General features: G+C 72.6%; 27 protein-coding genes. 13 read left to right on the forward strand and 14 right to left on the reverse strand.

Annotation, left to right across the window (positions count from 1 at the left end):
- On the reverse strand, positions 1 to 954 hold the full coding sequence (locus RM812_RS13315; RefSeq protein ID WP_311572702.1) for a DUF1177 domain-containing protein: 954 nt from the start codon (positions 952 to 954) through the stop codon (positions 1 to 3).
- 163 nt (positions 955 to 1,117) lie between these two features.
- On the opposite strand from RM812_RS13315, the gene RM812_RS13320 reads away from it, so the two are divergent.
- Both RM812_RS13320 and pepE read left to right on the forward strand, forming a co-directional pair.
- Positions 1,118 to 1,939: an IclR family transcriptional regulator gene (locus RM812_RS13320; RefSeq protein WP_311572703.1), complete on the forward strand. Its 822-nt coding sequence runs from the start codon at positions 1,118 to 1,120 to the stop codon at positions 1,937 to 1,939.
- Positions 1,940 to 1,972: 33 nt separating this feature from the next.
- Complete coding sequence (pepE, locus tag RM812_RS13325) at positions 1,973 to 2,698, forward strand: dipeptidase PepE (RefSeq protein WP_311572704.1); 726 nt, start codon at positions 1,973 to 1,975, stop codon at positions 2,696 to 2,698.
- Positions 2,699 to 2,752: 54 nt separating this feature from the next.
- On the opposite strand, the gene RM812_RS13330 is transcribed toward pepE, so the two are convergent.
- Genes RM812_RS13330 through RM812_RS13355 form a run of 6 tightly spaced genes read right to left on the reverse strand, consistent with a single transcriptional unit; the run spans position 2,753 to position 8,825 of the window.
- Complete coding sequence (locus tag RM812_RS13330; protein ID WP_311572705.1) at positions 2,753 to 3,628, reverse strand: phosphogluconate dehydrogenase C-terminal domain-containing protein; 876 nt, start codon at positions 3,626 to 3,628, stop codon at positions 2,753 to 2,755.
- Positions 3,628 to 4,428, reverse strand: coding sequence for a sugar phosphate isomerase/epimerase family protein (locus RM812_RS13335; protein ID WP_311572706.1), 801 nt, complete (start codon positions 4,426 to 4,428; stop codon positions 3,628 to 3,630). The genes RM812_RS13330 and RM812_RS13335 overlap by 1 nt, the downstream gene beginning before the upstream one ends.
- Positions 4,428 to 5,237 (reverse strand): triose-phosphate isomerase family protein, encoded by an 810-nt coding sequence (locus RM812_RS13340; protein ID WP_311572707.1) that lies wholly within the window; start codon positions 5,235 to 5,237, stop codon positions 4,428 to 4,430. Before RM812_RS13340 ends, RM812_RS13335 begins: the two co-directional genes overlap by 1 nt.
- On the reverse strand, positions 5,237 to 5,719 hold the full coding sequence (locus RM812_RS13345) for a ribose-5-phosphate isomerase (RefSeq protein WP_311572708.1): 483 nt from the start codon (positions 5,717 to 5,719) through the stop codon (positions 5,237 to 5,239). The genes RM812_RS13340 and RM812_RS13345 overlap by 1 nt, the downstream gene beginning before the upstream one ends.
- A gap of 11 nt (positions 5,720 to 5,730) precedes the next feature.
- Positions 5,731 to 7,461 carry a dihydroxyacetone kinase family protein gene (locus tag RM812_RS13350; RefSeq protein WP_311572709.1) on the reverse strand — a complete coding sequence of 577 codons (1,731 nt, stop codon included), beginning with the start codon at positions 7,459 to 7,461 and terminating at the stop codon, positions 5,731 to 5,733.
- Positions 7,458 to 8,825, reverse strand: a complete 1,368-nt coding sequence (locus tag RM812_RS13355; RefSeq protein ID WP_311572710.1) for an MFS transporter — start codon at positions 8,823 to 8,825, stop codon at positions 7,458 to 7,460. Before RM812_RS13355 ends, RM812_RS13350 begins: the two co-directional genes overlap by 4 nt.
- Positions 8,826 to 9,060: 235 nt before the next feature.
- Between RM812_RS13355 and RM812_RS13360 the strand changes: the two genes are divergently transcribed.
- Positions 9,061 to 9,819 carry a FadR/GntR family transcriptional regulator gene (locus RM812_RS13360; protein WP_311572711.1) on the forward strand — a complete coding sequence of 253 codons (759 nt, stop codon included), beginning with the start codon at positions 9,061 to 9,063 and terminating at the stop codon, positions 9,817 to 9,819.
- Between the two features lie 64 nt (positions 9,820 to 9,883).
- Here RM812_RS13360 and RM812_RS13365 read toward each other — a convergent pair whose 3' ends face one another.
- The gene (locus RM812_RS13365; protein ID WP_311572712.1) at positions 9,884 to 10,768 is read right to left on the reverse strand and encodes a LysR family transcriptional regulator; all 885 of its coding nucleotides are present in this window, start codon (positions 10,766 to 10,768) and stop codon (positions 9,884 to 9,886) included.
- A 95-nt stretch (positions 10,769 to 10,863) separates the two neighbouring features.
- On the opposite strand from RM812_RS13365, the gene RM812_RS13370 reads away from it, so the two are divergent.
- On the forward strand, positions 10,864 to 11,757 hold the full coding sequence (locus RM812_RS13370; RefSeq protein WP_311572735.1) for a PhzF family phenazine biosynthesis isomerase: 894 nt from the start codon (positions 10,864 to 10,866) through the stop codon (positions 11,755 to 11,757).
- A gap of 122 nt (positions 11,758 to 11,879) precedes the next feature.
- Positions 11,880 to 12,716, forward strand: a complete 837-nt coding sequence (locus RM812_RS13375; RefSeq protein WP_311572713.1) for a lysozyme — start codon at positions 11,880 to 11,882, stop codon at positions 12,714 to 12,716.
- 32 nt (positions 12,717 to 12,748) lie between these two features.
- Here the strand turns inward: RM812_RS13375 and RM812_RS13380 are convergent, their stop codons facing one another.
- From RM812_RS13380 to RM812_RS13390, 3 genes are all read right to left on the reverse strand, one after another.
- Positions 12,749 to 13,471 carry an FAD binding domain-containing protein gene (locus RM812_RS13380; protein WP_311572714.1) on the reverse strand — a complete coding sequence of 241 codons (723 nt, stop codon included), beginning with the start codon at positions 13,469 to 13,471 and terminating at the stop codon, positions 12,749 to 12,751.
- 417 nt (positions 13,472 to 13,888) lie between these two features.
- Positions 13,889 to 14,692, reverse strand: coding sequence for an alpha/beta fold hydrolase (locus RM812_RS13385; protein ID WP_311572715.1), 804 nt, complete (start codon positions 14,690 to 14,692; stop codon positions 13,889 to 13,891).
- A gap of 144 nt (positions 14,693 to 14,836) precedes the next feature.
- Positions 14,837 to 15,562 carry a class I SAM-dependent methyltransferase gene (locus RM812_RS13390; protein WP_311572716.1) on the reverse strand — a complete coding sequence of 242 codons (726 nt, stop codon included), beginning with the start codon at positions 15,560 to 15,562 and terminating at the stop codon, positions 14,837 to 14,839.
- Positions 15,563 to 15,801: 239 nt separating this feature from the next.
- Here RM812_RS13390 and RM812_RS13395 point away from each other — a divergent pair, with 239 nt between their 5' ends.
- Both RM812_RS13395 and RM812_RS13400 read left to right on the forward strand, forming a co-directional pair.
- Positions 15,802 to 16,407 carry a flavodoxin family protein gene (locus tag RM812_RS13395; protein WP_311572717.1) on the forward strand — a complete coding sequence of 202 codons (606 nt, stop codon included), beginning with the start codon at positions 15,802 to 15,804 and terminating at the stop codon, positions 16,405 to 16,407.
- Positions 16,408 to 16,502: 95 nt separating this feature from the next.
- Positions 16,503 to 17,066 carry a Dps family protein gene (locus tag RM812_RS13400; protein WP_311572718.1) on the forward strand — a complete coding sequence of 188 codons (564 nt, stop codon included), beginning with the start codon at positions 16,503 to 16,505 and terminating at the stop codon, positions 17,064 to 17,066.
- Positions 17,067 to 17,175: 109 nt separating this feature from the next.
- Here the strand turns inward: RM812_RS13400 and RM812_RS13405 are convergent, their stop codons facing one another.
- Positions 17,176 to 17,532: a PRC-barrel domain-containing protein gene (locus tag RM812_RS13405; RefSeq protein WP_311572719.1), complete on the reverse strand. Its 357-nt coding sequence runs from the start codon at positions 17,530 to 17,532 to the stop codon at positions 17,176 to 17,178.
- A 227-nt stretch (positions 17,533 to 17,759) separates the two neighbouring features.
- On the opposite strand from RM812_RS13405, the gene RM812_RS13410 reads away from it, so the two are divergent.
- The 3 genes from RM812_RS13410 (at position 17,760) to RM812_RS13420 (ending at position 20,014) form a co-directional block, all read left to right on the forward strand.
- Entirely contained in the window at positions 17,760 to 18,113 is a 354-nt protein-coding gene (locus tag RM812_RS13410) for an STAS domain-containing protein (protein WP_311572720.1), read from the forward strand.
- Complete coding sequence (locus RM812_RS13415) at positions 18,110 to 19,039, forward strand: anti-sigma factor RsbA family regulatory protein (RefSeq protein ID WP_311572721.1); 930 nt, start codon at positions 18,110 to 18,112, stop codon at positions 19,037 to 19,039. Before RM812_RS13410 ends, RM812_RS13415 begins: the two co-directional genes overlap by 4 nt.
- A gap of 132 nt (positions 19,040 to 19,171) precedes the next feature.
- The gene (locus RM812_RS13420; protein WP_311572722.1) at positions 19,172 to 20,014 is read left to right on the forward strand and encodes an RNA polymerase sigma factor SigF; all 843 of its coding nucleotides are present in this window, start codon (positions 19,172 to 19,174) and stop codon (positions 20,012 to 20,014) included.
- Positions 20,015 to 20,056: 42 nt separating this feature from the next.
- Here RM812_RS13420 and ku read toward each other — a convergent pair whose 3' ends face one another.
- Positions 20,057 to 21,091 (reverse strand): non-homologous end joining protein Ku, encoded by a 1,035-nt coding sequence (ku, locus tag RM812_RS13425; RefSeq protein ID WP_311572723.1) that lies wholly within the window; start codon positions 21,089 to 21,091, stop codon positions 20,057 to 20,059.
- A gap of 221 nt (positions 21,092 to 21,312) precedes the next feature.
- Between ku and RM812_RS13430 the strand changes: the two genes are divergently transcribed.
- The gene (locus RM812_RS13430) at positions 21,313 to 22,434 is read left to right on the forward strand and encodes a lipid II:glycine glycyltransferase FemX (RefSeq protein WP_311572724.1); all 1,122 of its coding nucleotides are present in this window, start codon (positions 21,313 to 21,315) and stop codon (positions 22,432 to 22,434) included.
- Positions 22,435 to 22,441: 7 nt separating this feature from the next.
- Here RM812_RS13430 and RM812_RS13435 read toward each other — a convergent pair whose 3' ends face one another.
- On the reverse strand, positions 22,442 to 23,182 hold the full coding sequence (locus tag RM812_RS13435; RefSeq protein ID WP_311572725.1) for a class I SAM-dependent DNA methyltransferase: 741 nt from the start codon (positions 23,180 to 23,182) through the stop codon (positions 22,442 to 22,444).
- A gap of 475 nt (positions 23,183 to 23,657) precedes the next feature.
- On the opposite strand from RM812_RS13435, the gene RM812_RS13440 reads away from it, so the two are divergent.
- Positions 23,658 to 25,283, forward strand: a complete 1,626-nt coding sequence (locus RM812_RS13440) for an amidohydrolase (RefSeq protein ID WP_311572726.1) — start codon at positions 23,658 to 23,660, stop codon at positions 25,281 to 25,283.
- 83 nt (positions 25,284 to 25,366) lie between these two features.
- A partial coding sequence (locus RM812_RS13445; protein WP_311572727.1) for a type 1 glutamine amidotransferase occupies positions 25,367 to 25,861 on the forward strand: 495 nt, incomplete at its 3' end.

Genomic DNA, 25,861 nt, shown 5'->3' on the forward strand with positions numbered 1-25,861 from the left:
TCAGGACTCCTTGGGGACGCGGCCGAGGGTCTGCAGGTGGGCCAGTGAGCCGTAGCGGGACACGAGCGCGGCGAACTCCACGTCGTCGTGGAAGTCCAGGCGTCCGCCGCCGTAGGCCTTCGCGGTCTCGACGGCGAACCGGGCCGCCGCCGCGATGTCGGTCTCGTGGCTGGCGCCCGTCTGGCAGCCGGGCACCGCCGCCGCGGAGGTGATCGCGAGGCCGACGACCGGGGCGGGCGTCGCCGTGGCCGGCTGCAGGATCGAATTGATGTGGTGTACACCGTTACCGTAGGGGGTGATGTCCTGGGTGGTCACCGGGTACGTGACCAACGGCTCACCGCTCACCACGGCCAGCAGCTCCCCGAGCTGCTCGCTCACCTTGAGCACCCAGCCCTCCTTGACGGTGGGCGACAGGGCGAGGCCCTTGTGGTTGATGATGCGGTTGCCCTTGGTGGTGTCGATGGAGAGCACCGCCTCCATCTCGTCGGTGACCTCGTGCCGGTTCATGGTGGCGATGTCGACCGGCGAGTCCATGAACGGCACCGGGTCGTGCGGTGCGGTGGGGGCGTTCGGGCAGATGTGCGTGGCGATGACCACGTCGCCGTCGAGCACGTCGCCGCGGCGGCGCATGTCGAGCAGCTTGGCGGCGGTGGCCAGGGCCGCGACGGCGCCGTCGGCGTCGGAGACCAGGCCGGTCATCTCGGGGCGCGCGCCGACGCCGCCCAGCCGGCCCACCACCCCGAGGGTGCGGGCGGCGCCGCCGCGGCCGCGACCACTGCGCCCCGGGACCCGGACGAGCACGAAGTCCGTCGAGCCGCGCTCTCCGGTGACGGTGGTGACCTCGGCGCCGGAGCCCTCGGGACCCGCGACGGAGTCGAGGTGGGCGGCGACGCGCTTGCCGTCGACGTCGGGATCGTCCAGCAGGTCCACGAGGTCCAGGACGTACTTCAACATGGGCAGTTCTCCTGATCCGCACCCGGGGGCGGTGCTGACAGCAGGTTCCGGATCCGTTAACGTTTTCCGCAACTGTTTCCCGTTATCTGCAATCGATGTCTGAATGGCGAGATGCCTGAGGCGAGTCGCGGGAGACTGTGGCCAGCGAGTGAGAGGAGCTGCCGTGGCCGGTCAGCCCGCCGACCGGAAGACTCCGGCCGGGGCCCTGCAGACCGTCGACCGCGCCCTGCTGGTGCTGCTGGCGTTCGAGCGCTCGCGGCCCGACTGGGGCGTCACGGAGATCGCCACCGAGTTCGGCTGGGACACGTCGGTGGCCCAGCGGCTGCTCTCCACGCTCGCGGGACGCGGCTTCCTGGTCTCCGACCCGGCGACCCGGCGGTACCGGATCGGCCCGGCGGCCCTGCGCCTGGGCCGCCTCTGGGAGCGCTCGGGGTCCCTGGAGCTGCTCGCGGAGCCGGTCCTCCAGGAACTGCGGGCGGCGACGGGCGACACGGTGCTCTTCTGCCTGCCCGACAGCTTCCACATGCGCTGTGTGGCGGCCGTCGAGGGCGAGGAGGGGCCGCTGCGCTACTACCCGCTGGTCGGCGAGCTGTATCCGGCGCACGCCGGCGCCACGAGCAAGTCGTTCTACGCCTTCCTGGCCGACGACCAGCGCCACCGGCTGTTCCGGGGGCGCCCCATGGCGCGCTTCACCGAGCGCACGGTCACCGACCCCGACCAGCTGGAGCGCGAGTTCCGTCAGGTGCGCGCGCAGGGCTACGCCTGGACGGTCGGCGAGTACGACGCGGGCATCGGCACCGTCGCCGTGCCCGTCTTCCTCGGCGCCGACCCCTACGGCAGCCTGAGCCTCGGCGCCGCGAAGGAGCGCTTCCCCGAGGGGCCCGAGGACCGGCTCGACGTGCTGCGCCGGGCCGCCCGGCTGCTGGAGCGGCGTCTGACGCATCCGCCCCAGCCGCACCGCCGCCCGCGTTCGGCCACCACCTGACCCACCGATCCACCCCTTGAAGAGGTCGACCCCGTGAAACTGCTGCTCCTGTCCAACTCCACCCAGTACGGCCGCGGCTACCTGGAACACGCCCTCGACACCGTCACCGGTTTCCTGCCCGCCGGGGCCCGGCTGGCCTTCGTTCCCTACGCGCTCGCCGACCTCGACGCCTACACCGCCAAGGTGCGGGGCGCGCTCGCCGGTGCGGGTATCGATGTGTGCGGCGTGCACGAGGGGGGCGACCCGGTCGCCGCGCTGGGCGCGGCGGACGCGGTGTTCGTCGGTGGCGGCAACTCCTTCCGGCTGCTGAGCGCGCTGTACCGCACGGGGCTGCGGGAGGCCCTGATCAAGGCGGTGGCGGACGGGCTGCCCTACATGGGGGCCAGCGCGGGCACCAACATGGCCGCGCCGTCGCTGCGGACCACCAACGACATGCCGATCGTCGAGCCCCCGTCCTTCGAGGCGCTCGGCCTGGTCCCGTTCCAGATCAACCCGCACTACCTCGACCCGGACCCGTCCTCGACGCACAAGGGCGAGACCCGCCAGGAGCGGCTCACGGAGTTCCTGGAGGAGAACGACGTGCCGGTGCTGGGCCTGCGGGAGGGTTCCTGGCTGCGCGTCGAGGACGGGAGCGCCGTGCTCGGCGGCGAACGCGACGCCCGGCTGTTCCGGCGCGGCACGGCGCCGCGCGAGCTCGCGACGGGCTCGGACGTGTCCGAACTGCTGGGGGTCCGGGGCGGGTTCGACACCCGCGCCTGACCACGACGACGCCGGAGACCCGTTCGGGCCTCCGGCGTCACCCGGACCGGCGTGTCAGCGCCTGATCTCCTTGATCTTCAGCATGCGCGTGATGACCTTGTCCAGCTCCTCGTCGTCGAAGACCTTCTTCCAGTCCTCGCGCACGATCGACTCGCGGCCGTAGTCCATGGCGATCAGGCAGGCGTCCGAGAAGGGGTTGGAGCCCTTGAGGGTGTTGGCCAGGGCGACCTGGGTGTGGCCGAGCAGCATGGCGCGGGCGGCCTTCTCCGGGACGCCGACGGTGTGGACCGTCTCGTGCAGCGCCTCGGTCAGCAGGGCGCCGACCATGCAGGCGATGGTCTCGACGAGGGTCGGCTCCAGCACGGCGAGCTGCTTGACGGTGACCCAGTGGACGTCGACGACGGGCGCGTACATGACGCGGATGACGGCGTCGGCCAGCTCCTGCTTGGTGGCGTCCCCGCCCTCGTAGGCGGCGACGACCTCCTGCGGGGCGGCGATACCGCCGAAGGTGTCCTGCCACTCCTCCTTGGTGGTGCGCTCCAGGAACACCGACGGGTGGCAGGGGTGGGCGCAGGCGTAGTGGACGTCCTCACGGGCGAAGAGCAGGCCGGCGTAGGCGGCGGCCGGGTCGAGGGTGAGGACGACGGTGCCCGGCTTCATCAGCGGCACGAGCTGCTCGGAGACCTTGCCGAGGACGACGTCCGGCACGGCGAGGATGACGACGTCGGCCTCGGCGGCGGCGGCCTCGGAGTCGGTCAGCTCGCGGCCGAGGTCGCGGATGAGCTCCTGGCCCTGGGGCGACGCCTCGCTGAAGAGCACCCGGAAGTCGCTCTTCACCAGGTTGTTGGAGACGCGCTGGCCCATCTTGCCGGCGGCCCCGATGACGGCGACGGTCTTGACGTCGGCCCGGGTCTGGATCTCGGTGGCCATTACTTGCTCCTCAGGAGGGTGTTGATGCTGTGCTGCGTCCACTGGTGTTCGAGCCGGGCGGTGGTGTCGTAGCCCTCGTCCTGCCACGGGAGCCAGTGCTCCACGATCTGGTTGATGCCGCGCTCCCCCGGGCGTACGGCGGCGATCATGCCGTCGTAGTCGAGGAGGCCCTCGCCGAGCGGGCAGCCGGCGTAGGTGAAGCCGACCCAGCCGTCGCGGCGGGTGAAGGCGAAGTCCTTGACGTGGATGTTGACCACGTGCGGCGCGGTGGCGGCCACGACGTCGGCGGGGCGTTCCAGCCGGGCGACGCTGTTGCCCGGGTCCAGGACGACGCCGAGGTGCGGATCGTCGACGGCGCGTACGACGGTCATGAGGTCGTCGGTGGCGACCTGCTCGTAGGTCTCCAGGCCGAGGGTCACGCCCGTGTCGGCGTAGCGCGGCACCACTTCCTTCAGCAGGGCCTCGGCCTCGGTGGTGTCCGGCCGGTGGTCGGCCGTGTTGAGCATGGAGCGGACCAGGGTGACACCCAGTTCACCGGCCAGGTCGAGGTACTTCCGCAGGTGCCCGGGGCGGATGCCGCGGGTGCCGAGTTCCAGGGCCAGGCCGAGGTCGTCGGCGGTGGCGCGGAGGTCGGCGAGCTGCGCGGTGTCGTAGGACTCGATCGGGGCGTAGTCGCAGATCTGGAAGACCTCGCCGCCGAGTTCCGCGGTGTCGCGGAGCATCGCGGTCAGGGTCATCGGCTCGGGGGCGCGGCCGGAGATGCGCCAGAAGTAGGCGTAGGTGCTGATGCCGTAGGCCATCACGCCACCGCCACGGGTACCGGGGAGCGGATCTCGTCCAGGATGGCCTCGACGTTCGCCGGGTCGTGGGCGAACCGGCCCAGGAACAGGCCCTCGGCGGTGCCGGCGAGGCGGGTCAGGAGGCCCGGGCCCGCGCTGCCGCCGTAGATGACGGTGGAGTCTCCGTGCTGCGGACGGGTGTCGAGCCAGCCGCGCAGGGCGGTGCACACGGTGGCGATGTGGTCGGCGGAGGCGGGCTCGGGGGCGCCGATGGCCCACTGGGGCTCGTAGGCGAGGACCACCGCGCCCTCCAGGCCGTGCAGCAGGCGCTCCGCCTCGGCGACCGTGCGGGCCGCGGCGTCGGCCGGGTCGGTCTCGTCGCGTTCGCCGACGCACAGGACGGGGGTGAGGCCGTTGCGCAGGGCGGCGGCGGTCTTGGCGGCGACGACCGTGTCGCCCTCGCCGTACAGGCGCCGGCGCTCGGCGTGGCCCACCTCGGCGTAGCGGCAGCCGATCTCCCTGAGGACCGGGCCGCCGACCTCACCGGTGTAGGGGCCGGTGTCCTCGGTGGCGAGGTCCTGGGCGCCGATGGCGACACCGTACGGGGCGAGGATGCCCGCGGCCGGGACGAGGGCCGGGAAGGCGGGGAGGACGAAGAGGCGGGCGGCGCCGGAGGTGACGGCCGGGTGCCGGTCGGCGAGGGCGGCGACCTTGCGCGCCCAGTTGAGCGTCTGGTGGTGGCCGAAGTACATCTTCAGGCTCACCCCCAGCAGGACGGGCGAAGGCAGGACGGGGGACGGCGGGACGGGGGACGGTGCGGGGGCGGACATCAGGCGGCGGCCCCGTCGCTCGCGGCACTCTCGTAGTCGCACATCAGCTGGACCTTGGCGGCGGACGCCGAGCCCTCGTCGAAGCGGTAGGTGAGCCACTCGGCGGCCAGCCGCCGGGCGAGTTCCAGGCCTATGACGCGCTGGCCGAGGGTGAGGACCTGCGCGTTGTTGGAGAGGATCGCCCGCTCGACGGAGAAGGAGTCGTGGGCGGTGACGGCCCGGATGCCCCTGACCTTGTTGGCGGCGATGGCCACGCCCAGGCCGGTACCGCACACCAGCAGGGCGCGGTCGGCCTCACCGCGGGCCACCATCTCGGCGGCGGCGATGGCGACCTTGGGGTAGGCGGTGTGGCCGTCGGCGTCGACGCCGACGTCGGTGACCTCGGCGACCAGGGCGCTGCTCTGCAGGTCCTGCTTGAGGGCTTCCTTGTACTGGTAACCGGCGTCGTCGGACCCGACGACGATGCGGAGCTTGTCGGTCATCTCGGCTTTCCTCAGTGGTGGTCGATCAGTACGCCGTGGACGGCGCGGGTGATCAGGGCGAGGGAGTGGGCGCCCGCGTCGGGGGTGCCGAGGGACTTCTCGGCGTGCGGGCGGGCCCGGCCCTTGCGGGGCAGCAGGTCGGCGGTGGCGGCGGCCGCCTCGGTGGCGGCGGTGGCCGCGCGGTCCCAGGCCTCGGTCAGGGCCAGGCCGCGGGACACGGCGTCGGCGAGGGTGTCGGCGAACGGCACGAGGACGTCGACCATGGTCTTGTCCCCGACCTCGGCCCCGCCCAGCCTGCGCACGGCGGCGGAGGCCTCCGTGACGCCGGCGGCGACACGGGCGGCGTCCGGGGCATCCTGGTCGCCCAGGGCGGCGCCGAGCGAGCGCAGGATGGTGCCCCACAGGGCGCCGGAGGTGCCACCCGCCTTGTCGGCCCAGGCGTCGGCGGACCGGTTCAGGACGGTGCCGGCGCCGGCGCCGAGAGCGTGGACGTCGGTGGCGGCCCGACGAGCCGCGGTGGAGCCGCGCTGCATGCCGATGCCGTGGTCGCCGTCGCCGGCCACGGCGTCGATCCGGCCGAGCTCGTCGACGTGTGCGTCCACGGTGCCGGCGACCGCGTCCAGCGCGGCCAGGACGGTGCCGGCGGCGTGCCGGGAAGCCTCGGAGGCGGGGGCCACGACGAGGTCAGGGACTTCCTCGGCGACCGCCTCGCGGTGGTCCGGTTCGGGCGCGGCGAGGGCGCCCTTGCGGTAGGCGGGGGTGTCGGCCGGGGCCCGCCACAGCTCCTCCAGGCGGTCGTCCAGCCAGGTGAGGGTGAGGGAGACGCCGGCCATGTCGAAGCTGGTGACGAGTTCGCCGACCTCTGGGTCGACGATCTCCACGCCGGCCTCGTCGAGCAGGGCCGCGACCTTGCGGTAGACGACGAACAGTTCCTCGTACTTGACCGATCCGAGGCCGTTGAGGATGACGGCGGCACGCTGTCCCGCGGCTCCCTCGACGTCCTCGGGGAGTTCCTTCAGCAGGGTGTCGACCAGGAGCCGTGCCGCCTCGTCCGCGGTGGGCAGCGCCTCCTCGCCGATGCCCGGCTCCCCGTGGATGCCGAGGCCGACGGCCATGCGAGCCTCGGGGACGGTGAACAGGGGGTGGTCGGCGCCCGGGAGGGTGCAGCCGGAGAAGGCGATGCCGAAGGAGCGGGTGCGGGCGCCGGCCCGTTCGGCGACGTTCAGTACCTCGTCCAGCGGCAGGCCCTGCTCGGCCGCGACCGCCGCGGCCTTGAAGACGGGGAGGTCGCCGGCGATGCCGCGGCGCTGGGCGGACTCTCCCGGGCCCGCGCTGGAGATGTCGTCGGCGACCGCGAACGTCCGGGCGTCGATGCCGTCGGCGGCGAGCCGCTGCGCGGCCTGCCCGAAGTGCAGCACGTCGCCCGCGTAGTTGCCGTACATCAGCAGCACTCCGGCGCCGCCGTGCGCGGCCCTGGCCACCGAGTGGATCTGCTGGGCGGAGGGCGAGGCGAAGACGTTGCCGACCGCGGCACCGTGCGCCAGGCCCCGGCCGACCAGGCCGGAGAAGGCGGGGTAGTGGCCGGAGCCGCCGCCGATGACCACGGCCACCTGACCGGCGGGGGTGGCGCCGGCCCGCACGACGCCGCCGGTGACGGGCCGGACCCAGCGCCGGTGCGCGGCGGTGAAGCCTTCCAGTGCCTCGTCGGCGAAGGCGGCGGGGTCGTTGAACAGGCGGGTCATCGAAGGGCCTCCAGGGACTGGTGCGCGGGCTCGGGGGCCGGTTCGTCGGTGCGGTGGCGGGCGGAGAGCCAGATCATCAGGGCGGCGGACACCAGCATGAAGAAGCCGACCAGGAAGAGCGGGACGTAGTAGTCGCCGGTCCAGTCCTTGAGCCAGCCGGTGATGTAGCTGGAGGCGAAGCCAGCGATGTTGCCCGCCGTGTTGATCAGGGCGATGCCCGCCGCCGCGGCGGCGCCGGTCAGGAAGCGGGAGGGCACGGACCAGAAGACGGGCAGTGCGGCGAAGATGGCACAGGCGGTCACGGTGATCACGGCGACCGTGGCGGTCGGGGAGCCCATGTAGAGGGCGAGGGGGATGGAGAGGCCGCCGACGACGGCCGGGCCGGCCACGTGCCAGGTGCGGGTGCCGTGGCGGGTGGCGTGCCGGGTCCAGAAGAAGAGGACGACGGCGGCGGGCAGATACGGGATGGCCGTGATCCAGGCCTTGTCCATCACGCTGAACGTGGTGTCGTACTGCTCCTGGAAGCCGTTGATGATCGTCGGCAGGAAGAAGGCGAGGGCGTACAGGCCGTAGACGAAGCCGAAGTAGACGACGGCGAGGGTCCAGACGCGCGCGCTGCCGAAGGCCGTCCTGAGGTCGCCCTTGGCGTGCTTGCCCTCGTGGCCGGTCTTCCGGGCGTTCTCGGCGGCGAGTTCGGTGGTCAGCCAGTCGCGCTCGGCCGGCGTGAGCCACTTGGCGTCGGCGGGCCTGTCGATCAGGTAGAACCAGGCGATGACGCCCAGGAGGATCGCGGGCACCGACACGAACAGGAACATCACGCGCCAGCCCTCGAGGCCGAACAGGCCGTGGTGGCCGATCAGCCAGCCCGCCAGCGGGGCACCGAGCACGGTGGTCAGCGGCTGGGCGAGGTAGAACAGGCCGAGGATCTTGGTGCGGTGCCGGGAGGGCACCCACTGGCTCAGGAAGAGGATCGCGCCCGGGAAGAAGCCGGCCTCGGCGACGCCGAGCAGGAAGCGCAGGGTGTAGAGCTGGCCGCTGCTGCTGACCCAGGTGAACAGGAGGGACACGATGCCCCAGGTCACCATGATCCGGGCCAGCCAGCGGCGGGCGCCGAAGCGGTGCAGGGCCATGTTGCTGGGGACCTCGAGCACGATGTAGCCGAGGAAGAAGATCCCGGACGCGAAGCCGAACTGGGCGGCTGTCAGCGCCAGGTCCTGCCCCATCCCGTTCGGTTCGGCGAACGAGACGGCCGTGCGGTCCAGGTAGTTCACGAAGAACATCAGCGCCACGAACGGCACGAGGCGGACTGAGACCTTCTTGATGGCAGTTCTCTCGACTGCCGCGGATGGCGCTTGGGCACCCATGGGCGACTCCTCGGCTCGCCCGGACAGCTCTGTCCGGGGTGGGTCACGCCGGACGGTCCGCGACGGGGCGGCCGGCCGGTTCGTCCTTCACGCTATGCCTCGGATCCAAATTGGTCACCAATTTACCAGTGTGGTGACCGTCATAGATTCCGCGAGGGTCCGACTCTTGACAAACGGGCCCGAGGAATCGATGAACTGCCTGGTCAGTCGGGTGAGTACGGCATCTGGTTGACTGGTGACCGTGACCAGTCAGCCTGATCAGAGCTCCGCCTCCGCGCCCGACCTCGCGCAACTGCTGCGCCCCGTGGTGCGCGAGTCGTCCGTCAGCGAGGTCGCCAAGCGGCTCCTCGACCACCTCTCGGCCGGCGACATCCGGCCGGGCACACGGCTGCCCGCCGAGCGTCAGCTGGCCGAGGCACTCGGTGTCGCACGGTCCAGCGTGCGCGGCGCGCTGTCCGCCCTGGACGTCCTCGGCATCATCGAGATCCGCCCGGGCTCCGGCTCCTACGTGCGCGAGGGCACCTCGGAGTTCCTGCCCCGTGCGATCAACTGGGGGCTGATGCTGGGCCAGCGGCGCACCCAGGACCTCGTCGAGGTCCGCACGTACATGGAAGGGGTCTCGGCCCGGCTCGCGGCGGAGCGCGCGACCGACGCGGACGTGGCACGGCTGGAGGAGCACCTCCGGCACATGCGCGACGCGGGCGGCGACGTCACCGCGTTCATCGACGCCGACATCGCCTTCCACCTGGAGACGGCCCATATCGCGCGCAACACCGTGCTCAGCGACATCCTGCACAGCATCCGGGCGCTGCTCCAGGTCTGGATGGAGCGGGTCAGCGACATCGAGGGCACGGTCAGCGGCACGCTGTGCGAGCACGACGCGGTGCTCCAGGCGATCCGGGACCGCGACCCGGAGGCCGCGGACCGGGCGATGGCCGAGCACATGCGGATGGCCAGCGCACGACTGCGTGCCTCCGTGGACGGCGGCGCCTGAGCCGACGTACGCCCCGGACCGGATCCGCGGCGTCCTGGCGGCGGGTTCCGGCCACGGGCGGCGCTCAGTTCCCCAGGTACCGCACGAGGGCCTGCGCGACCTCCCGCGCGGCCGGTGCCACCCACCGTCGCCGGTGCCGGGCCAACCGTACCGGTACGTCCGGGAAGCTCGGTCCGTCGACCCGCGCCAGCCGCCCCCGGCTCAGCTCCTCCGCCACGGTGGTCAGCGGCAGCAGGGTCAACCCGAGCCCGGCCGCCACGCAGTTGCGCGCCGCGTCCACGCTCCCGAACCGGGTCAGCCGCGGCCGTCCGCCCGGCACGTCGAGCAACCGGCGTGCCAGCGCGTCACTGTAGGAGCAGCCCTCTTCCAGCAGGAAGAAGCTCTCCGCGGCCAGCTCCGCCCAGGTGACGGCGCGCCCGCGCGCGGCGAGGGGGTGCTGGGGAGCGGCGACGAGGGCGAGCGGCTCGTGGGCGACCGGTTCGCCCGTCACGTCGGGGAACTCCGTCTCCTCCAGCAGCAGCGCCAGATCGAGGCGTCCGGACCGCAGTCCCTCTACGCATGCCGCGGTCCCGGCGGCGTGCAGGTGGACGTCCACCTCGGGGTGACTGGTGCGCAGGGCGGCGATGACACCGGGCAGGCGGCTCGCGCACAGGGACTCCGCGCTGCCGACCACCACCCGCCCCGCCACCGGACCGGCGTCGTCGCATGCGGCCCGTAGCCGTGCCTCGGCGTCGAGCACGTCCTCGGCCCGTTCCAGGAGCCGGCGGCCGGTGTCGGTGAGCAGCGCGCCGGTGGGCAGGCGGTCGAAGAGCCGGACCCCGAGGTCCTGTTCCAGGGTGCGGATGTGCACGGTGACCGTGGATTGGGCCAGGTGCAGTTCGGCGGCGGCAGCGGTGAAGCCGCCCGTACGGGCGAGCGTGGTGAAGGTCGTCAGCAGTCGGGTGTCCACCGGGCCAGGCTATGCGGTTTCCCGATGGCCAGGATCACTATCCATCGTTGGACACGATCGACGTCGGATGGCAGCGTGGAGCCATGACCACCGACATGACGGGAACGAGCGACGTGTCAGACCGTTCCGAGGCGCTGACCGACGCCGGGATCCTGCGCTACTCCGCCTTCACCCGCGACCCGGCGGGCGGGAATCCGGCCGGCGTGGTCCTCGACGCCTCCGGGCTCGGCAGCACGGCGATGCGGGCGATCGCCGCCGAGGTGGGGTACTCCGAGACCGCCTTCGTCACCGGTGGCGACGAGGCCTCACGGCGGTTCCGGGTCCGCTACTTCAGTCCCCTGGCCGAGGTGGCGTTCTGCGGGCACGCCACGGTCGCGCTGGCCGTGGCCCTCGCCGAGCGGCTGGGACCCGGCGAGATCGTGCTGGACACGCCCGCCGGTGAGATCCCCGTGTCCACGGCGGCCGACGCGGCGGGCGCGGTACGGGCCACCCTCACCAGCGTGCCGACGCGTTCCCGCCCGGCGCTCGCCGCGGAACTCGACGCCACGCTCCGGGCCCTCGGCTGGGCCGCCACCGACCTGGACCCCGCCCTGCCTCCGCATGTGGCGTTCGGCGGCAACGACCACCTGGTGCTCGCGGCGGCGTCCCGGGCCCGACTGGCCGACCTCGACTACGACTTCGACGGCCTCGGCGAGATCATGCGGCGCCACGACTGGACGACGGTGGACCTGGTGTGGCGCGAGTCTCCGGAGCGCTTCCACGCCCGCAACCCGTTCCCCGTCGGCGGTGTCGTGGAGGATCCGGCGACCGGCGCGGCGGCCGCGGCGTTCGGGGGTTACCTCCGCGAGCTGGGCCTGGTCACCCGCCCCCGCACGATCGCCATCCGCCAGGGAGAGGACATGGGCCGCCCCAGCGACCTGCTGATCGGTGTGTCCCCGCACGACTCGCGCACGCGGGTCACGGGACAGGCGGTGCCGATCCCCGGGTGACCGGGCGCGACGGCCGGTACGGGCTCACGCGGTCAGGGAACCGTCACGGGTGGCGGACACGGCGACACCGTCTGGGCGCCGTTGGGATGCGGTGCGGCGTGACAGCGGATGCTATGGGTGCCATGCGCAAACCCATAGCCGTGGCCCGGAGCCACTCACGCCTGCTCACGTCGGGTGTCCTGCTCGCCGCCCAGTCACTCCTCCTGACCCTGCCCGCGGTCCCCGCGTCGGCCGACGAGGCCGACGGGACACCGGTCCGCGGTTCCGCCTACATGGGCATGGGTGTCCTCGCCCACGAGGGGGTCCAGGGACAGCCCGTCGACTCCCGCGCCACCCAGACGGAGGGGGTGGACGTCTCCAGCCATCAGGGCGACGTCGCGTGGACGACCCTCTGGAACAGCGGAGTCCGGTGGGCCTATGTGAAGGCCACCGAGGGGACGTCCTACCGCAACCCGGACTACGCCCAGCAGTACAACGGTTCGTACGACGTCGGCATGATCCGCGGCGCGTACCACTTCGCGATCCCGGACGGTGCCGGCGGCGCCGCCCAGGCGGACTACTTCGTCGACCACGGAGGCGGCTGGTCGAAGGACGGCAGAACACTGCCGGGCGTGCTCGACATCGAGTACAACCCGTACGGAGAGACCTGCTACGGCAGGACGGCGAGTCAGATGGTCGACTGGATCCGCGCCTTCCTGGACCGGTACAAGGCGCGCACCGGCCGCCACGCCGCCATCTACACCTCCACGAACTGGTGGACCCAGTGCACCGGGAACTACAGCGGTTTCGGTTCCACCAACCCGTTGTGGATCGCCCGGTACGCCTCGACGGTGGGGACGCTTCCGGCCGGGTGGGACTTCCACACGATGTGGCAGTACACCTCGTCCGGGCCGACCGTCGGGGACCACGACAAGTTCAACGGGGCGCTGGACCGGGTCAAGGCACTCGCCAACGGCTGACCCGCGGCGGGGGGCGGGCGGCTGGCGGTGCGTCAGCGACCGGGGAGGGAGCCCAGGATGCCGGCGACCTGCTCACGCACCTGGTCCCGCGCCGCGGGAGGCAGTGCGCCGACATCCGTGCGCTCCAGCGCGTGGAGCACCTCGTCGGTGTCCACGTCGCACGCCGTGGTCTCGCTGAGCACCTCGTAGCCCTCGCGGACGGCGACCCGGAGCTGGTGCCGGCCCTCGCCGTCGGCGTGCACGGCGGTGGCCACGACCAGGGGCGGCGGTCCGCCGGCCGCTGCGGGCTGCTTGTGGTAGCCGCTGACGGTCGGCGTGCGCCAGCGCAATCCGATCATCAGGTGACGCTTCGCCACGACCTCGGCCAGGTCGGCCTCGTAGGCCCCCTCCGGGCCCAGCACCGTGGCACGGGCGTCCAGGACGAGGGCCGCGGGCAGCAGGCAGCGCAGGCTGCTGCCGACGATGTTGCCACCGACCGTGGCCGTCCGGCGCACGGCCCCCGTGCCCACCGAGCCCGCCGCCCGGCGCAGCACCTCCGGTACCCGGTCGTCGATGCTGTGCAGCACCACGGCCGCCCCCAGCGCCTCGGGTTCGACCACGGTCGCCGCCGGAAGGTTGCGCAGCGACATGGCCCGTTCCGGGAAGCCGTCCCGTTGCCAGCCGGCCCACACGAGGGTGGCACCGCCGATGGGCACCGCTCCCTCGGCCATGCACTCCTGCGCCTCGGACACGGACGTGGGCAGACGCAACAGCATGGTGATCGACCTGCTTTCCGGGAGGGCGGCGGGCGGACGACGCCGTGCCTCCCGCCGCGTGATCACGGCCACTGCGCATTGTCCGCAACGCCGCAGGGGCGCGTACAGGGCTCACTCATTCACCGTGCGCGCCCTCTGCGCGCCGGAGCACCACGCACCCCGCCCGTCCGGAAGACGCCGACCATGTCCCGCTGCCCGGTCGGGTAACCGTAGGCGGGTCGGACGGCGTACCCAGGTTCCTGCCCCTGCCGGATCTGCCGCCCCTGCCGGTGGGCTGGGCCGTGCGCCGCGGGGACGCGCAGCCGGTGGCCCGCCCGCGCGTTCGCGGTCACGGTCGCGCGCGGCTGCGTGGGACCGTGACCGGCGGGAGCACCGGATCCCGCGCGGTCCGGTCGGCCGCCCGTCCGGCGCGTACGGTCACATCCGCGCGGCCAGGAATTCCAGCAGCGCGGCGTTGAACCGCTCCGGCTGCTCGACGCCGGGGAGATGGCCGGCCTTCTCGATGACGGCCAGGGTGGAGTCCGGGACGAGACGCCGGATGGACTCGGCCTGAGCCACGGGGGTGTAGACGTCGTCCGCACCGACCACGACCAGGACCGGCGCCCGCACGGCGGCCAGCACGTCCCGGTAGTCCGGGCGTTCGGCCCGCCCCCGCAGTGCCGCCGCGGCGCCGCGTGGATCGGTGGCGCACATCATCTCCAGGACGCGGGTGGCCACGTCCGGCAGCGCGGTGACGTTGTAGGCCGCGAGCATCTTGTCGATGACCTCGTGCGCGTAACCGTCCATGCCCTCGGCGAGGAGCCGGTCGGCCAGTTGGTTGCGGAACTCCTTGCCCTCGGCGGTCTCGGCGGGTGCGGAGGTGTCGGACAGGACGAGCGCCCGGACCCGCTCCGGGTGACGGAGCTGGAACTCCATGGTGATCTGGCCGCCCATGGAGACTCCGCCGACCACCGCGCGCTCGACGCCCAGGTGGTCCAGGAGCGCGGCGAGGTCGTCGGCGAAGTCGGCGAGCAGGACCTTGCCGGGGGTCACGCTGCTGCGGCCGTAGCCGCGCAGGTCGGGTGCGACGACCCGGTACCCGGCCGCCGTCAGCGCCGTCACCTGGGGCGCCCACAGGGTGCGGTCGAAGGGGTGACCGTGGACCAGGAGGATCGGGACTCCGGTCGAGGGACCGAAGTCGTCGTACTCGATCGTGGCGCCGCGCACGGTTGTGGAGTTCATTCCGGGCACCCTAACGGGGGCACGAGCGGCACGAGGCGAAGGCGTGGGAACGTCTCATGGGTCGAGCAGCGCCCCGGCCGACCCCGCAGGCGGTTCCACCGAGCCGGAACCGACACGTGGAGCGTGCCCTGCCGCCCGGCCGGCCTAGGGGCGTCGCGCGACGAAGACGAACTCCCGGCCCGCACGGTCGGGAGCGTCGCGCACCTCCTCCACCACGTACCCCTGCGCCTGCAGGTCCGCCTCGACCTCCTGTCGCTCGCGGAAACGCAACGTCGAGTCGGAGGTCAGCGCTTCGCCGTCCGAGGCGAAGACATAGGTCCAGCGGAAGCTCACGAGCGGCCACCTGACCTCCACCAACCGGCACCAGCTCTCGACCGCCCCCACACCGGGGATCTCGGTGACCCGGTACGTCCGTTCGCGGTTCCACTCCTCCCAGGCGCGCCGGGCCGGGTCCCGGGTCTCGAAGACCAGGCGCCCGCCGGGTCGCAGGGCCTCGTACGCGCCCCGCAGCGTGCTGTGCCACATCTGCGTGTCGGTGATCGCCTGGGCGGCGTTCGCCGTCATGGTCGCCAGATCGACCCGCATCGCGGGCAGCGAGGTCGCGTCGCCCTCGATCCACCGCACCCGGTCGCCGCCCGCCTTGCGCCGCGCCACCTCGACGGAGGCCCCGGCCGGGTCGACGCCGACGACCTCGACGCCGCGGTCGGCCAGCAGCAGGGCGAACACCCCCGTTCCGCAACCGATGTCCAGCACCCGCCGGGCCCCGAACTCCTCCGCCATGCGCACGTAGGCGTCGAGGTCGCTGCGATCGGGGTCCAGGGCGTCGTACACCGCGGCGAGTCGTGGATGCCGGAAGCTCTCGTCAGCCATACGGCCGACAGTAGTCGACGCACCCCGACGGGGTCCCGGGCCGGCGTTCGGGCCGACCGCCACGCCGCCGCGGCGACCGCCCCCCAGCGGGTCGTCACCCCCGGCACAGCAACAGGGCGTCCTGAAGGGCGACTTGGATCGGCACGGACAGATGAGCGCCGCGCCGCCGTGCGGCCGGGCGGGTGAACGGCTTCGCGGTCCGACGGTCCAGGGCCGCCACCCGGGGAAGAGGGGTAGGCATGCGCGCACTCGTCATCAACTGCACCCTCAAGCCCTCGCCTCGGCCGTCGAACACCGAGGCCCTCGCCGCCACGGTCATCGCGGCCCTGAAAGGCCACGGGGTGGAGGTGGACGTCGTACGGGCCGTCGACCTGAACCTGAAGCCCGGGGTCGAGACCGACATGGGTGAGGGCGACGACTGGCCGGGCGTGCACGAGAAGCTCCTGTCGTCGCAGATCCTGATCGTCGCGTCGCCGACCTGGCTCGGCCGCCCGTCCTCGGTCGCCCAGCGCGTCCTCGAACGCATGGACGCCATGCTCAGCGAGACCGACGACGAGCAGCGCCCGGTCGCCTACAACCGCGTCGCCGGGGTCCTGGTCACCGGTAACGAGGACGGTGCCCACCACGTCATCAGCGAGATCAGCGGCGCGCTGGCGGACATCGGCTACACCGTTCCCGGCCAGGCCTGGACCTACTGGCACCTCGGCCCCGGGCCCGGTCCCGACTACCTCGACGACGACCGAGGGCACGACTGGTCCACCTCCACCGGCCGGGCCATGGCGTCCAACCTCGTCCACGCGGCGCGTGCGCTCGGCGCGACGCCCCTGCCGGCCCCTCCGTCCTGACCTCCTCGGGCGCCCGCGCATGTCTGCCGCCGCCGATGCGGGGCATCCGTGCAGGTGCAATGACGTACGCGACGCATGAGGAGCTGAGGTCCGCCATGACGCACGACCTGACCCCGAAGTACACGGTCCCCGGCATCGAGCGCGAGGCCGCCGGACGGCTGATCGGCGTGCTGCGGCTGCGTCTGCACGCCCTCAACGACCTGCATCTGACCCTCAAGCACGTGCACTGGAACGTCGTGGGACCGCACTTCATCGCCGTGCACGAGATGATCGACCCCCAGGTCGACCAGGTGCGCGAGATGGCCGACGACGTCGCCGAGCGCATCGCCGCGCTCGGCGGGGTGGCGCAGGGGACGCCCGGGGCGCTGGTGGCCGAGCGGAAGTGGGACGACTACTCCATCGGACGGGCCGACGCCATCGCGCACCTCGGCGCGCTCGACGTCGTCTACACCGGCGTGATCGAGGGCATGCGCGCGGCGGTCGAGGAGGCCGGCAAGATCGACACCGCCACGGAGGACCTCCTGATCGGCCGGCTCAGGAACCTGGAACAGTTCCAGTGGTTCGTGCGGGCCCATCTGGAGAGCGCCGGCGGCACCCTGGCGACGGGCAGCGCGGCCTCGGAGGCGGAGGCCGCGCAACGCGGCGCGGAACTCGCTTAGGGACGGTGGCCCGGCCGTGAGGGCCGCCCGTACCGGGAACGGCGCGGGCGGCCCCGCCTGTCGTCTTCCTCGAAGTGGCTCGGAACCGGAAGAGGCTCGTGGGACCGCCTCAGCGTCGGCCGAGCCGGCGTTCGCCGCGGCTGCCCTGCTCGTACGGCAAGTGGTAGTGGGCGAAGACCGCGCCCTCGTCCTCGGCCGCGAGCTCACCGTCCGGATCGATCCCGGGCGCGTCCTTGACCAGCCCCTTGTCGTAGGTCACCTTCAGATAGCCGGGCCCGACGGTGGCCTTGTCCACGGGGACGAAGACCAGACGCCGCCGGGTCGGCAGACCGGTCATGACCGCGGCGAACGCCGGCCGGTCGGTGGCGGTGTCGAAGTAGACGGACTCCAGGGTCCCGATCTTGCGGCCGTCGTTGTCGACGACGTCCTGCCCACGCCATTCTCGAATGTTGTCGGCTTCAAACATGCCCAGCCTTCCCTTCCGAGGGCGCCCTCGGAAGGGACGCACCCCCCTGTCATGTTCCCCGCTTCGCGCCCGCGTCGCACTGTTTGTCCCCGCGCCGGCCCACGGATCAGCGCCGCGGGGCATCCGTGGCCGGCCGCCGGGATAGGCTGCCTGACCGAAAGAGGCGGCCCTGCCCCGACGGCGGGCCGTGGTACGGACGTCCGGCGGATTTCCGAAGGAGACCGAGTGTGGATGCCACAGGCCCCGGGAACGGCCCGGGCCGGCCGCGGGGCGGGGCCGTGCTGGAGGTGGGCCCGCTGTCCGGTCGTCCCGGCATCCGTGCCAGCGGAGAGATCGGCGTGACCACCCGCCGGTCCTGGGAGAACGCCCTCACCGAGCTGTCCCGGCGGCACACGGACGTGTCCTACGTGGAGCTGTCCGGTGTGCGGTTCGTCGACGTGGCCGGGGTGACGGCGCTCGCCGTCACGGCCATGAACCTGTCCGGCGGACGGTTCGTGGTGGAACAGCCGCCGCCGCAGCTGCCCAGGGTGCTGGAGCTGTTCTGGCCGTCCCTGCGCCGGATCGAGGTGACGCCCCGATGAACACGGTGACCGGCGACGGCGCCTTCGCCCATCCGGCGCTGTTCTACGGCTCGGAGCAGGAGTACGCCGAGCGGACGGTGACGTTCGTGCGCGAGGGGCTGGCCGCCGGGGAGCCGGTGGCGGTGGCCGTCCCCGCCCCCAATCTGGAGCTGATCAGGGCGGGACTGGCCGCGCACGCGCAGGATGTCCTCTTCCTGGACATGGCCGAGGCGGGGCGCAACCCGGGACGGATCATTCCCGGCGTCCTCAGGGCGTTCGCCGACGCGCACGCGCAGGAACGGGTGCGCATCATCGGCGAGCCGATCTGGGCCGGGCGCAGTGCGGCGGAGTACCCGGCATGCGCGCAGCACGAGGCGTTGATAAACGCGGCCTTCGCGGGCCGGTCCGCGACGATCCTGTGCCCGTACGACGAGGCCCGGCTGGACCCCGGCGTCCTGGCCGACGCCCTGGTCACCCACCCGACGGTCATCGCCCGGGGCCGGGAGCGGGCCAGCGACGCCTACGACTGGCGTGCCGTGGTCGACCGCTACAACGAGCCGCTGCGGCCCGCTCCGGACGCCGACATCCTCTCCTTCGGGGCAGCCGAGCTGCCCGACGCGCGCCGCTTCGCGGTGAGCCGGGCCGCGTCGCTCGGGCTGGGTGAACGGCGGTTGCAGGACCTGGAACTGGCGGTGGCGGAGCTGACCACCAACAGCGTGGTCCACGGCGGTGGTCACGGGACGCTGGCGATCTGGGCCGAGGCGGGGCAGGTGGTGTGCGAGGTCCGCGACACGGGGCGGCTCAGCGATCCGCTGGCCGGTCGGCGGCCCCCCGAGCGCGGTCAGATCGGCGGACGCGGACTGCTGCTCGTCCATCACGTGGCCGATCTGGTGCGGGTGCACACGACCGACGAGGGCACCGGCGTCCGCCTCCACCTCGGCCTCTGACACGGCGTCGGAAGCCCGCTGTCCACCACGTCGGCGCACCGCCATGCATGCGGGGCCTGGGGCGGGGTAGGCGGTTCTCGTCCGGCCGACAAGCGGTCGGACGACGGGGGCGATCGACTGGGAGGGCACAACATGGCGATGACGACCGTGCAGGCTACCGACCGGGTCACCGGCGTGCCGGAGATCGCGGACCCGTCCAAGGTGGCACCCAAGGACGCGCGGGAGTTGTCGAAGCTGTTCTTCGAGCAGCTGACCGTACTGGAGGAGGGGACGGCCGAGTACCAGTACGCGCGCAACACCCTGATCGAGATGAACATGTCCCTGGTCCGCTTCGCGGCCGGCCGCTTCCGCAGCCGGGGCCCGGAGGAGATGGAGGACATCGTCCAGGTCGGGATGATCGGCCTGATCAAGGCCATCGACCGGTTCGAACTGACCCGCGAGGTGGAGTTCACCTCCTTCGCCGTGCCGTACATCGTCGGCGAGATCAAGCGGTTCTTCCGTGACACCTCCTGGGCGGTGCACGTGCCGCGGCGTCTGCAGGAGGCCCGGGTCCAGCTGGCCCGGGCCACCGAGGAGCTGCGCAGCCGTCTGGGCCGCAACCCCACCACCCGCGAACTGTCCGAGCTGATGAGCCTCCCGGAGGACGAGGTGGTCGAGGCCCGCCTGGCGGCCAACGGCTACAACTCCTCCTCCCTGGACGCCGCCATCAACGGCAGCGAGGACGGCGAGTCGGCCCTGGCGGACTTCATCGGCGCCGACGACGCCACCCTCGCGCTCGTGGACGACTTCCACGCACTCGCCCCGATGATCGCCGAGCTCGACGAGCGCGACCGGCAGATCATCCACTGGCGGTTCGTCGAGGAGCTCACCCAGAAGGACATCGGCGAGCGTCTCGGTGTCTCCCAGATGCACGTGTCCCGGCTGATCTCGCGCCTGCTGACCCGCCTTCGGGAAGGCATGCTCGCCACCCACTGAGCCGCGGTCCGGACCCGCGCCGCGACCGGTGCGCGGCTCGTCTCAGGCGGCGGTCGTCTTCTTCCGGCGGTCGCCGGCTCCGGTCAGGGCGTCGATGAGCTGGTCGCGGCTCATCCTCGACCGTCCGGCGATGTCCTGTTCGGTGGCCCGCTCGTAGAGCTCAGCCTTGCTCAGCTCCCGCAGTTCCGAACGCTTCGGCGGCGCCTCGCGGGAGGGGGCGGTGACCTTCCTCCGCTGCGCGGACGACTGCTTGCCGGTGCTGCTCCTCGCCTTCGCGGGTGGCCTCCGGCCGCCGGTGTCCTTCGCCCGGTCCAGGCTGCTCTGCAGAACGTCCATCAGGTCGACCACGTTGGTGGCCCGGGGCGCCTCCTGGGCAACGGCGACCTGCTCGCCCTCGGCCTTGGCCCGCACGAGTTCCCGGACCTTGTCCTGGTAGGTGTCGCGATACCGGTCGGGCTCCCAGGGGCCGCTGAGCGCGTCGACGAGACGCAGCGCCATGTCCAGTTCCTTGCCGCGACCCGCTCGGCCCGAGGGCAGTTCGGGCAGCTCCCGGACCGGGTCGCGGACCTCGTCGGCCCAGTGCAGCGTCTGGAGCACCAGGACCCTGTCCTCGGCGCGCAGCGCGGTCAGGTACTGCCTGCCCCGCATGACGAAGGTGGCGACGCCGGCCTTGTCCGTCTCGGCGAGGGCGGCGCGCAGCAGATCGTAGACCTTGAGGTACTCCTTGCCGCGCGGGGCGACGTAGTAGGTGCGGCCGAAGTAGACGGGCGCGATCCGGTCCAGGTCGACGAAGTCGGTGATCTCCAGCGTGCGGGAGCGGCCCGGCGCGATCTCGTCCAGTTCCTCGGGCTCGACGACGACGTACTCGCCCTCGCCCACCTCGAAGCCCTTGACGATGTCGCCGCCGTCGACCTCCTCGCCGGTGCGCTCGTTGACCCGCCGGTTGCGGATCCGGTCCGAGGTTCCGCGCTGCAACTGGTGGAAGTGGACCGTGTGGTCCTCCGTCGCGGTGAACAGCCCGACGGGCACGGAGACCAGCCCGAACGTGATCACGCCTGTCCAGATCGCCCGTGCCATGGCCGTCCGCTCCGTCCGTCCCGCCCGCACCGCCCGTGACGTCCACGCTGGCACTTCTCGCGCGGCCCCGCGCGCCGGGCGGAGCACACGGGGGCAAGTGCGGAACCACAGCGCGCGGATCGACCGGCGCCGGTATTCCCTGTGAGGTGCGGGACGGCAACCGCGCCGACGCGGACGGCCGTCCCACCCATCGAACGACGTCGAACAAAGGGGCACCGTCCATGAGCTGTCACCTGAAGGCCATCACCCGCGAGGAACACCTGCGCTTCGTCGCGGCCCGGCCTTCCGTGAGCCACCTGCAGACACCCTCGTGGGGTGACGTGAAGCCGGACTGGCAGGCCGAGAGCCTGGGCTGGTTCGACGAGGGCGGCGACCTCGTGGGGGCGGGGCTGGTGCTCCTGCGGCCGTTGCCGAAGCTGAAGCGGACCCTGGCCTATCTGCCCGAGGGCCCCGTCATCGACTGGGCCGCCGCGGATCTGGAGCGGTGGCTGGAGCCGATGCTCGCGTACCTGAAGGAGCGGGGGGCCTTCTCGGTGAGGATGGGGCCGCCCGTGGTGGCGCGGCGCTGGAGTGCCGAGGCGGTCAAGGCGGCGATCGCCGACCCGGCGGCCCGGCGGCTGGGGGACGTGGAGGCCACGGTGCGCGAGCCCGGGGCGGACGGCATCGCCGAGCGGCTGCGCCGGATGGGCTGGCGGCGGGCCGAGTCCGGGGGCGAGGACGGCTTCGCCGCCGGCCAGCCGCGCCACGTGTGTCAGGTCCCGCTGGCGGGGCGGTCGCTGGAGGACGTCCGGGGCGGCTTCAACCAGCAGTGGCGCCGCAACATCAAGAAGGCCGAGAAGGCGGGCGTCAAGGTCGTCCGGGGCGAGGCCGGGGACCTGCCGGCGTTCTACGAGCTCTACGTCGAGACCGCCGAACGGGACCGGTTCGTACCGCGACCACTGGCGTACTTCCAGCGCATGTGGACCGCGCTGACGGCCGAGGACCCGGACCGCATGCGTCTGTATCTCGCCCATCACGACGGCGAGGTGCTCGCCGCCGCCACGATGCTGACCGTCGGCACGCACGTGTGGTACTCCTACGGCGCCTCCACCGGCCGTCGGCGCGAAGTGCAGCCCAACAACGCCCTGCAGTGGCGGATGATGTCCGACGCCCATGAAGGCGGAGCGGCCGTCTACGACTTCCGCGGCATCACCGACACGCTGGACGAGGACAACCACCTGCTGGGACTGCTCCGGTTCAAGGTCGGTGCGGGCGGCCAGGCGGTCGAGTACCTCGGCGAGTGGGACTACCCGCTCAACAAGGTGCTGCACAAGGCCCTGCACCTGTACCTGTCGCGGCGCTGACGAGGCGTCAGCCGGCCGGTTTCTCCCAGACGGAGACATGGCCGCGGCTCTCGTGGGTGAACGGCTCCCGGGACCAGCCCTCCCACCGGTCGCGCAGCCGCAGTCCGGCGAGCCGGGCCATCAGGTCGAGCTCGGCGGGCCACACGTACCGGAACGGGTAGTGCTCGTACTCGGCTCGTCCGTCCACGAGGGTGACGTAGTGGGAGCTCATCGCCTGGGTGACGGTGTCGTAGGTGTCGAACGCCCACCCGGTCGGGCCGACGCGGAACGGCACGGCGTTCTGCCCCGGTGGCAGACGGCGCAGTTCCGGCACGCCCACCTCGACGACGAAGCAGCCGCCGGGCTCCAGATGCGCGGCGGCGTTGCGGAAGCAGTCGACCTGCGCGTCCTGTGTCGTCAGGTTGTTGATGGTGTTGAAGACGAGGTAGGCGACCGTGAACGTGCCCGGCACCCTGGTCGTCGCGAAGTCGCCGATGGTCACCCCGATGGCGCCGCCGCCCGGTTTGGCGCTCAGCCGGGAGGTCATGGCGCGGGACATGTCGATGCCGTGCACCGGGACTCCGCGGGCCGCCAACGGCAGCGCGAGCCGGCCGGTGCCGACGCCGAACTCGAGTGCTCGTCCCCCGCCGGCCAGTTCGGCCAGCAGGTCGACCGCGGGATCCACCGCCTCGGGGGTGAACATGTCCGCCGACGACTCGTCGTACCGCTCGGCGACGCTCTCTCCGAAGTAACCGTCCTCATCGGGCATGCGGGGACGGTACCTCCCGTCAGGCGGCCGGCGCATCTGTCTTTCCGCCGCGCGACAGGACGGCGCAGAGCAGTGAGGAGACGACGGTGCCGGCCGGCAGGGCGCGGTCCATGCCGGCCGGGGCGCGTGCGACGGGCCCGGTGGAGAGGATGTCACCAGGGGGCTGCCGGGCGTCTCGTCCCTCAGCGTGGATGCGACCTTGTTTGCTAGTTGGTCGCACACTCAATAGCATTGATTCCATGTCGTCGAGCGTCCGGGACAAGCGGATCCGCACATCTCCAGCCGTCAGACGTGCGGTAATCGTTGCCACTTCCTCCGGCGACGCCGTCGGCTCCGGGCTCGACGAAATCCTCCCGGGGCGGGCGGAGCGGCGTTCGACGACATCAGCCGGCTCCGGCTCGACGCCCGGCACCTGAGCCGCGACCGGCTGGAGGCACCCACCCGAACCACCCTGAACCGCCCTCAAGGAGCGACTGTGCGCACCTCCCTCATCCTGCTCTCGGCCCGGCTGCTCGACCCGGTCACCGGCGCGTTCCTGCCGCAGACCGCGCTGGCCGCGGTCGGCGGGCGGATCGCCGCCCTCGGTGACGAACGGGAGATCCGCGCCCTCGCGGACGCCTCGACCACCGTCGTCGACCTGGGGGGCGCGGTGGTGACACCCGGCCTGGTCGACGGGCACGTCCACCCCGTCACGGGCGCCGAACTGACCCACGGCCTCGACCTGTCCGGCTGTACCGACGTCGACCAGGTGCGGGAGGCGCTGGCCCGCGCGGTACGGGACCTCTCCCCCGGGGCGTGGCTGCACGGCTGGGGCCTGGACCCCAACGTCTTCGCCGACCGCCCGGTCGAGACGGCGCCCTTCGACGCCGTGCTCGACGGCGTGCCCGCGCTGCTGCTGCTCTTCGACGCGCACTCCATGCTGGCCAGCCGGCGTGCGTTGGAGCTCGCCGGGGTGGACGGGCCACGCACCTTCGACCAGGCCACGGCCGAGGTGGTGTGCGACGCGCAGGGCAGGCCGACGGGTCTGCTGCTGGAGGACGCCGCCTGCGAGCTGGTGGAGCGGATCGCTCCGCAGCCCACGCGCGAGGAGCGCCGCGACCGGCTCGCCGCGGCCCTGCGCGCCATGGCCGCCACCGGCCTGACCGGTGGTCATGTGATGGACGCGAACGGCGACAGTCTCGCCTTCTACGCCGAGCTGGACGAGGCGGCCCGCCTCCCGCTGCGGCTGCGCGTCGCGCCCTGGTGCCAGCCCGGCACCGACGCCGAGGGGGTGCGCGCGCTCATCGGGCAGCAGGGTGCGGGCGGCCGGCTGTGGCGGACCGCCGGCGTCAAGATCTTCATGGACGGCACCGTCGACAACGGCACCGCGTGGCTGGAGCAGCCGGACTGCCACGGTGAGTCCCGGCACGCCTTCTGGCCGGACCCGCAGGAGTACACCCGGATCATCGGCGAGCTGCACCCGGCCGGTGTGCCCACGGCCACGCACGCGATCGGCGACGCGGCCGTACGCCATGTCCTCGACGCCGTCGAGAAGGCCCAGGCCGACGGCGGGCGCGGAGTACGGCACCGGGTCGAGCACATCGAGACCGTCCCGGACGACACCCTGCGCCGGTTCGCCGAGCTCGGTGTCGTCGCGTCGATGCAGCCCACCCACTGCTGCGACTTCACCCGGGCCGACCACACCGACAACTGGTCCCGCCGCCTGGGCGAGCCGCGCGCCTCGCGGGCCTGGCGCTGCCGCGACCTGCACGACTCGGGGGCCGTCGTGGTCCTCGGCTCCGACTGGCCCATCGCCCCCTACCCGCCGCTGGGCGTCATGGCGGGCGCCCGCCACCGCCGGCCGACCCGCGACCTGAGCCGGGCCCCGCACGGCCCGGAGCAGGCGCTGACGGCGCTGGAGGCCCTGCGCGGCATGACCGTCAACGCGGCCTACGCGGCGGGCGAGGAGCACGAGGCCGGCCGGATCGCCGTCGGTCATCGTGCCGATCTGACGGTTCTCGCCACCGACCCGCTCACCGTGCCGGCCACCGAACTGGCGGACGTTCCGGTGCTGTTGACGGTTGTCGACGGCGACCCGACGCATCGCGCCGCGAGTCTGTGACCCGCCCGGAGGGTTGCGACCCGCCGCTTCGTGGCAGTGGGCTGTTGTCCGAAGGATGACGGTGCGAAGCAGGGGGTGGACGGATGTCGCGGCTGCTGGTGGTGCAGAACCATCCGGGCGGCGGGCCGGGCCGGTTCGGTGACTGGCTGGTCTCGGACGGGCTGTCACTGGACGTGGTCCACGCGTACGCCGGTGCACCGCTCCCCCGGCGTCCGGAGCACGAGGGCGTCATGGTGCTGGGCGGCGGCTACCTGCCCGACGACGACGTCCGCGCGCCCTGGCTCGCGCCCACCCGCGCGCTGGTCGCCGAGGCACTGGAGCGGGGCGCCCCCGTCTTCGGGATCTGTCTCGGCGGGCAGCTCCTCGCCCAGGTCGCGGGAGGCACGGTCCGCGGCAGCCACGGCGCGCCGGAGTTCGGCAGTACGCCGCTGACCCTGAGGTCCGAGGCCGAGGGTGATCCGCTCTTCCGGGGGCTGCCGGAGCGGGTGACGGCGGTCGTGCTCCGGGGACTCTTCGCCGCGCCAACGCGCGGTGGCGGCCCGGCGTGGTCCCGGTGCTCGCCGTCAAGGCGGTGGTGC

The sequence above is a fragment of the Streptomyces lancefieldiae genome (assembly GCF_031845825.1).
Classification (GTDB): Bacteria; Actinomycetota; Actinomycetes; order Streptomycetales; family Streptomycetaceae; genus Streptomyces; species Streptomyces lancefieldiae.

Coding starts and splice junctions, on each gene's coding strand:
- RM812_RS13315 (WP_311572702.1), bottom strand. CDS start 954: ATGTTGAAGTACGTCCTGGACCTCGTGGACCTGCTGGACGATCCCGAC.
- RM812_RS13345 (WP_311572708.1), bottom strand. CDS start 5,719: ATGACCGACAAGCTCCGCATCGTCGTCGGGTCCGACGACGCCGGTTAC.
- RM812_RS13340 (WP_311572707.1), bottom strand. CDS start 5,237: ATGTCCGCCCCCGCACCGTCCCCCGTCCCGCCGTCCCCCGTCCTGCCT.
- RM812_RS13390 (WP_311572716.1), bottom strand. CDS start 15,562: ATGGCTGACGAGAGCTTCCGGCATCCACGACTCGCCGCGGTGTACGAC.
- RM812_RS13350 (WP_311572709.1), bottom strand. CDS start 7,461: ATGACCCGCCTGTTCAACGACCCCGCCGCCTTCGCCGACGAGGCACTG.
- RM812_RS13380 (WP_311572714.1), bottom strand. CDS start 13,471: ATGCTGTTGCGTCTGCCCACGTCCGTGTCCGAGGCGCAGGAGTGCATG.
- RM812_RS13330 (WP_311572705.1), bottom strand. CDS start 3,628: ATGGCCACCGAGATCCAGACCCGGGCCGACGTCAAGACCGTCGCCGTC.
- RM812_RS13385 (WP_311572715.1), bottom strand. CDS start 14,692: ATGAACTCCACAACCGTGCGCGGCGCCACGATCGAGTACGACGACTTC.
- RM812_RS13335 (WP_311572706.1), bottom strand. CDS start 4,428: ATGGCCTACGGCATCAGCACCTACGCCTACTTCTGGCGCATCTCCGGC.
- RM812_RS13370 (WP_311572735.1), top strand. CDS start 10,864: ATGACGGGAACGAGCGACGTGTCAGACCGTTCCGAGGCGCTGACCGAC.
- RM812_RS13430 (WP_311572724.1), top strand. CDS start 21,313: ATGAGCTGTCACCTGAAGGCCATCACCCGCGAGGAACACCTGCGCTTC.
- RM812_RS13435 (WP_311572725.1), bottom strand. CDS start 23,182: ATGCCCGATGAGGACGGTTACTTCGGAGAGAGCGTCGCCGAGCGGTAC.
- ku (WP_311572723.1), bottom strand. CDS start 21,091: ATGGCACGGGCGATCTGGACAGGCGTGATCACGTTCGGGCTGGTCTCC.
- RM812_RS13415 (WP_311572721.1), top strand. CDS start 18,110: ATGAACACGGTGACCGGCGACGGCGCCTTCGCCCATCCGGCGCTGTTC.
- RM812_RS13355 (WP_311572710.1), bottom strand. CDS start 8,825: ATGGGTGCCCAAGCGCCATCCGCGGCAGTCGAGAGAACTGCCATCAAG.
- RM812_RS13400 (WP_311572718.1), top strand. CDS start 16,503: ATGACGCACGACCTGACCCCGAAGTACACGGTCCCCGGCATCGAGCGC.
- RM812_RS13395 (WP_311572717.1), top strand. CDS start 15,802: ATGCGCGCACTCGTCATCAACTGCACCCTCAAGCCCTCGCCTCGGCCG.
- RM812_RS13375 (WP_311572713.1), top strand. CDS start 11,880: ATGCGCAAACCCATAGCCGTGGCCCGGAGCCACTCACGCCTGCTCACG.
- RM812_RS13420 (WP_311572722.1), top strand. CDS start 19,172: ATGGCGATGACGACCGTGCAGGCTACCGACCGGGTCACCGGCGTGCCG.
- RM812_RS13405 (WP_311572719.1), bottom strand. CDS start 17,532: ATGTTTGAAGCCGACAACATTCGAGAATGGCGTGGGCAGGACGTCGTC.